General features: G+C 60.9%; 5 protein-coding genes. 2 read left to right on the top strand and 3 right to left on the bottom strand.

All coding sequences use genetic code 11. The features are described from left to right. Positions 1-516: acetylglutamate kinase (gene argB / locus Q0L57_RS03650; RefSeq protein ID WP_296738258.1), on the top strand; the 516-nt coding region annotated here is incomplete at its 5' end. Here argB and bchE read toward each other — a convergent pair. After that, entirely contained in the window at positions 517-2,085 is a 1,569-nt protein-coding gene (bchE, locus tag Q0L57_RS03645; RefSeq protein ID WP_296738255.1) for a magnesium-protoporphyrin IX monomethyl ester anaerobic oxidative cyclase, read from the bottom strand. A 274-nt stretch (positions 2,086-2,359) separates the two neighbouring features. Between bchE and Q0L57_RS03640 the strand changes: the two genes are divergently transcribed. Continuing rightward, on the top strand, positions 2,360-3,421 hold the full coding sequence (locus tag Q0L57_RS03640; protein WP_296738252.1) for a class I SAM-dependent methyltransferase: 1,062 nt from the start codon (positions 2,360-2,362) through the stop codon (positions 3,419-3,421). Positions 3,422-3,485: 64 nt separating this feature from the next. Here Q0L57_RS03640 and Q0L57_RS03635 read toward each other — a convergent pair whose 3' ends face one another. Both Q0L57_RS03635 and Q0L57_RS03630 read right to left on the bottom strand, forming a co-directional pair. Beyond that, on the bottom strand, positions 3,486-5,603 hold the full coding sequence (locus Q0L57_RS03635; protein WP_296738250.1) for a GGDEF and EAL domain-containing protein: 2,118 nt from the start codon (positions 5,601-5,603) through the stop codon (positions 3,486-3,488). Positions 5,604-5,858: 255 nt separating this feature from the next. Further along, positions 5,859-6,070 (bottom strand): Lrp/AsnC ligand binding domain-containing protein (locus tag Q0L57_RS03630; RefSeq protein WP_296738248.1); only part of this gene is annotated, 212 nt, incomplete at its 5' end.

The following is a 6,070-nucleotide window of genomic DNA, read 5'->3' as shown; positions in this document are numbered from 1 at the left end:
TGCGGCAAGGACGGCAACATGGTGTTCGCCGAAAAGGCGCGCAAGACCATGATCGATCCGGACTCCAACATCGAGCGGGTGCTGGATCTCGGCTTCGTCGGCGAGCCGGTCGAGGTCGACCGCACGCTGCTCGACCTGCTGGCGCGTTCGGAGATGATCCCGGTGCTGGCGCCGGTGGCGCCTGGCCGCGACGGCCACACCTACAACATCAACGCCGACACCTTTGCTGGCGCGATCGCCGGCGCCTGCAAGGCCTCGCGCCTGCTGTTCCTCACCGACGTGCCGGGCGTGCTGGACAAGAACAAGAAGCTGATCGACGAGCTGACGGTGGCCGAGGCCAAGGCGCTGATCAAGGACGGCACGGTGTCGGGCGGCATGATCCCGAAGGTCGAGACCTGCATCGAGGCGATCGAGCGCGGCGTCGAGGGTGTCGTCATCCTCAACGGCAAGACGCCGCATTCGGTGCTGCTCGAGCTCTTCACCGAGCATGGTGCGGGCACGCTGATCGTCCCGTAATCAGCCGGCTAATCTTCTTCGATCCGGTGCCTGCTGACCCGGGATGGCGGATATTGCCGACCGTCGCGGGGGACGGTGAGAAACCATCGATTCCTCCTCGGCATCCTGCGGCGCGCCCCAGAATTCGGCGAGCGTCGGGCCGTCCGCCACGCGGCGGTCGCGGGCGAGAAAGCCCCAGATTTCGCGGAACCAGACGCGACGGCCCATCTTGGTGTACCAGCGCATCGAATGCCTCTGCTCGGGATCGCGATGGAAGAGGATGCGCGCCAGCGCCTTCGGTCGCGACTGGATCGCGAGCTCGATCAGCTTGACCGCGAAGAACAGCATCCAGGGCTTCAGCCGCGTCATGTGCAGGACCTGGTGCTTGTAGTCCCAGAGGCGAACGTCTTTCTGGATCACCTTGCGGTTCCGGGCGATGCGGAAGAACGGCGTCCAGCGATGCGGCGTCACATAGAGCGCCTGTATCTGGTCGGGGTCGTAGGCGATGAGCTGGCGGAAGCCGCGCCACAGATCGCGAAAGCCTTCATCCTCGAAGCCGGCAACCCAGGTCGCCATCGACAGGATGCCGTGCCGACGAAGCAGCCGGATCGCCTCGCGATCGGATTTCGTGCTGCCGCCCTTGCGGATCAGTGAAAGCGTCTCTTCGTCGGTGTTCTCCATGCCGAGCAGCCATCTGATGACGCCCGCCTTGCGATAGAGATGCAGGATATCGGCGTCGCGCACGATGTCGTCGGCACGGGTGGAGCCGACGATCAGCATCGGCACGTTCTCGGCGATCATGGCTTCCAGAAAGGCGCGCCACGCCTTCTTCGAGGAAGTCGGGTTCTCGTCGGCCAGATTGATGAGCTCGACGCCGTGTTCCCGATGCAGCCAGGCAATTTCTTTTGCGAATTTCACCGGATCGCGATGGCGCCACCGGGTCCAGAAGCCGCGCTGGCCGCAATAGTTGCATAGATGCGGGCAACCACGTGAGAACTGCATGACCACGGCCCGCTTGCCACCCCAGTAACTGTAACGCTCGTGATCGATGAGTTCCCAGCCGACACGGTAGGCATCGAGATCGGCAATGGTCATGGCCGGTTGCGTGGCGACAGGACGGCCGAGGTCGTCGCGATAGGCGATGCCTGCGACGCTTGCCACCGGCTGGCGCATTTCGATCGCCTCGACCAGCGCCGTCACGGTCGCCTCGCCCTCGCCGCGCACGATGAAGTCGAAGGCATCCGTCGAGGCGAGAATGTCAGGCCAATGATAGGTGGGGAAGACGCCGCCATAGATCACGATACAGCCGGGCGCCCCCGCCTTGATCATGCCGGCGATGCGCAAGGCGGTCGGATGGGCCGAGGTCGAGCCGGAGTGACCGATGAGGATGAAATCCGGATCGTCGCGCAAAGCATCTTCGACCAACGCGGGAAGCGGCATCGGACCGAATTCGGCGTCGACAAGGCGCACCTGATGGCCGGAATCGATCAGCGGACCGCCGATCGCCAGGAGGCCGAGAGGCGGCAGATGGTCGTCGGGCACGCGGCTGCCGATGGCGGTATGCGGTGGATTGATCAGCACGATGTTCATACGGGGGCCCCTGCGGTGATCGTGCGCAGGTCCTAGCCTTCCATTGCGGATGGGGGATTGGCGTGCTTCAGCAATTTCGGCGCAGCATTTCCGCAAAATTCGCTCTGGCCGACGGCTCGGCGTAGCGTCGCAGCGCCGGGAGGCCGAGCCAGCCAATTTACAGCAAGGTTGCCGAAAATCTCTTTTATTCAAGTCCTCTAATGGAGCCTGCGCTAAACTTTTATTAAAACTCTATGCATCTATAATGGCCTATGGGGGACCAGAGGGAACGCCCATGGCTCTAAATCCTGAGCTCAAAATTGATGAAGCAAGCCTCATTACATCGAGGCTGGTCAAAAAGCACAAGTCGACGTCCGCGGAGACGGTCGACCCTGCCGAGCTCAAGACGCGGGCAGCCCAGCTCGCCCTTGTGCTGGATCTCGCCCACCAGGCTTTCGCGCGCGAGGAGCCGGCAGGGCCAATAGTCGACCGTCTGGCCTGTCGATTGCATGAGCTGCGCCGCGATGTCGCCCCGGATCTTTGGCAGGAACTCATACCCCTGGCTCAGCAGCACCGGGTGGCAGACTACCTGAAACAGGATCCGTTCACACGCTGGTCCTTCGAGAAGCCGCGCGGCTATTCGGGCGACGCCACGCTGCTCGACATCTACTACAAGCATCCGAGCGCAAACGAGATCGTGGCTTCGTCGAGCGAGCTTGGCCGCGCCATCTATGCCTATACAAGCGAGGCGGCGAGCTCGGTGGCCGGACGCGAGCGCCGCGACATACTGGCCAAGACGGTCGACGAAACGGCTGCTCGCGTGGAGAACGCCGAGGTGCTGGCAATAGCCTGCGGCCATTTGCGGGAGGCCGAGCTTTCAACGGCGCTCGCCAGGAAACAGTTGAAGCGCTGGATCGGCCTTGATCAGGACCCTGTCAGCGTTGGCACGGTCAACCGCGATCTCGCCGGCACGGCCGTGGAGGCGATGGATGGGTCCGTGCGCGGGCTTTTGCGCCGCGCTTACCCGCTTGGCACGTTCGATCTCGTCTACGCGTCCGGCTTGTACGATTATCTGCCGCTACCTGTCGGCGCGCGCCTGCTTCAGAGAGCGATGGAGCTGGTGAAGCCGGGCGGCGAGTTCCTCTTTGCCAATTTCAGCAATGAGATCACTACCGACGGGTACATGGAAACTTTCATGGACTGGCCGCTCATTCTGCGTTCGGCCGACGACATGTGGGACATCATCAATGCCGCGGTGGACAGGAACCAGGTCGACGCGGAAGTGTACTACGGATCCAACCGGAACATCGTCTACGGCAGCATTCGCAGGCGTGGCGAGCAGGGCGCGCCTGCCTGATCAATAGCGGGCTCATTCACTTGATACGGACGGCAAATGCACGGCATTTTCCGTCCGCGTCGTCTTAGGCGACAAGCTCTCGCCTGGACTGCTTGATCTCTTCGATGGGAACCGGGCGCCCGGTCAGGAAGCCCTGCACCGACTGTATCCCCATATGCTGAAGCAGGTTCTGCTGCTCTTTCGTCTCCACGCCTTCGACCAGAACCGTGTGGCCAAGGTTGCGCAGAAGCCTGACCATATCCTGCAGAAGGCTCAAGCCTCGAATCGTCTGGCAGTCGTGCAAGAAACTTCGATCGATCTTGACGACGTCGAATTTGAAACGGCGGAGCCAGGCCAGACCGGCAAAGCCGGTTCCGAAATCGTCGAGCCAGATTTGCACACCCAAGGCTCGAAGCTGCTCGATGCTTCGGGCGGCCTGCGCTTCCAGGGAAATATCGCTGCCTTCGGTGACCTCGAGCGCCAGTCTATGCGGCGCCATGCCGTGCCGGCCAAGGATCTCGGTGATGTGCAGCGCGAAATTTGGAGCCTTGAGCTGGATGACCGACACGTTCGCCGACACGACGGAGCCCAATCCGTGCTCGACCATGTCGCCGCATGCCCGGTCGATCAACCACAGCCCGAGTTCCTCGATCCCGCCGGTCTGCTCGGCGACGGGAATGAAGACGGACGGGCTGATCAGACTGCCATTGAAGTCGCGCAGCCGCATCAACGACTCATGACCGAGCACATGGCCGGAGGTCGCGTCGCAGATCGGCTGGTAGACGACCGAGACAAGTCCGTCCGAAACAGCATGCTTGAGCAACTCGGAAAGATTCTGGCTGGCCCGCTTCTGGTCGATGGCCTGCGCGTCATAGATCGTCAGGGTGGCGCGACCGGAGAACTTCGATGCATAGAGCGCTCGGTCGGCCTCCTGCAGCAGGATCCGGAGCTCTATGCTTTGTTCGGCGCGAGTCAACGAAGCACCGGCGCTGATGGTGACGATGCCGAGCTTGTCATCCCGATCGGGGTGACAGATTTGCAGCTCCTCGACAGCCTGGCAGAATTGATGCGTTATCTCGCGGAGCTGATCTCGTCCGGTCACCTTGCAGAGCACGACGAATTCCTCGCCGCCGTAGCGTCCCGCGATAGCGTGGTTGGCGGCGGCCGTCTCGTCGAAGGCACGGGCCAGCTCGATAAGACAGTCATCGCCGGCCTGATGGCCGAGCCTGTCGTTGAACCGCTTGAAGTAATCGACGTCCATCAGAATGACGCCGATTTCGCCGGTATCGGTGGCCCATTCCCTGCACAGCTCCGAGAATTCCCGCGTGATCGCCCTGCGGTTCTTAAGCCCGGTAAGCGGATCCGTATCCGCGATCTCGATGAGTTTCTGGCCGTTTTCGATGGCGACTTGTTCCTGGATTTGAGCCTGAAGCGCATGCAGGAAAGTCTGATATCGCTCCATGCTGAGGCGCCACGAAAGATAGAGCGACAAAACAAGGCAATTGGCAAAATAGGTCGAAAGCACCAGGCGCGTGGCAAGGTCGGCCTGAAGAACGAATATCGTGGCGCCGACAAAGGCGATCGTCACCGTCGCCGACGACAGGGCCGAAAGCCACAGCTGGAAATTGAAAAAGAGGTTGGCACCGAGAATAAACACCGTGCCGAAGATTATGAAATGGGACAACGCCTCCTGATGTGAGGTCCCGAGCGCAGACAGCAGCCAACCGATGGCGCCGGCCACGATCGCCAATGCAGCAACATGGTGCAGAGTGGTGAGGGCGGAACCACGTCTCGCAACGAACTCGACGAGCGCCAGGAACGTAAATCCAAGCACGGCACGCGTCAGAATCAGGCGATCGGCAACGTCAGGAAAAAGAAACCAGTCGAAAGCGCCGTACGATATGTAGCTCAACACGGCCGCCGCTATGCCCCAGCGCACGACCCGCCGATTCTGGTCGGCGTTCTTCTGCAGGAGCATCGCAAAAAGCGTCGGATCGGCCGATTTCCACGAGGGGCGTGAAATCGCTTCAGTGACCCTCCGAGCCACATCCTCCGTCAGTTGCATACAGCGCTCCTTGGCGATCATCCTCCGCATGAGCAGTTCGGGGTAAGCGAAGTCCGTCTGATTCTCGCGGAAGGACGAAGGCAAGCCTTGTTTATTATAAGACACTAATGTTGCTAACCGGCGGTAAACGGAATGCACAGGCGCCTCGGGACGGTGGCCCGACCAGGATCTCACTCGACAAGCCGGAGCTACACTTCCAGCACCTCTTTGCATACCGCTTTGCCACGCAAGATGCATATCAAAAAGCTTCGAGGCGCTCAGAAATTACGTGGATAATCTTCGTAATATTTATTTGATTTTACTTTTATTTTTATTTGAAACACCGCTTATGTGGTCTTTTTCGCCGCAGGCTCCACATCCGCCGCCCCAGCGATCATTCGCTTTGAATTTAATTCAGCGCCGCAGATGGCTGAGCGGCACGTGGCCAGGTCCCTTGATGTTCTGCAGCACAAGCTGGGTGTGGACGTCACGCACGCCGGAAAGCCGCATCAGCCGGTGCATGACGAAGGCGTTCAGGTCGTCCACCGACGGCACCATCACATGCAGCAGAAAATCGTGGTCGCCGGTCATCGTCCAGCAGGACGAGACCTCGTCCATGCGCTGCA

Origin of the sequence: Mesorhizobium sp., from assembly GCF_024509055.1 — a bacterium.
GTDB lineage: Bacteria > Pseudomonadota > Alphaproteobacteria > Rhizobiales > Rhizobiaceae > Mesorhizobium.
This window is presented reverse-complemented; position numbering and strand designations above follow the sequence as displayed.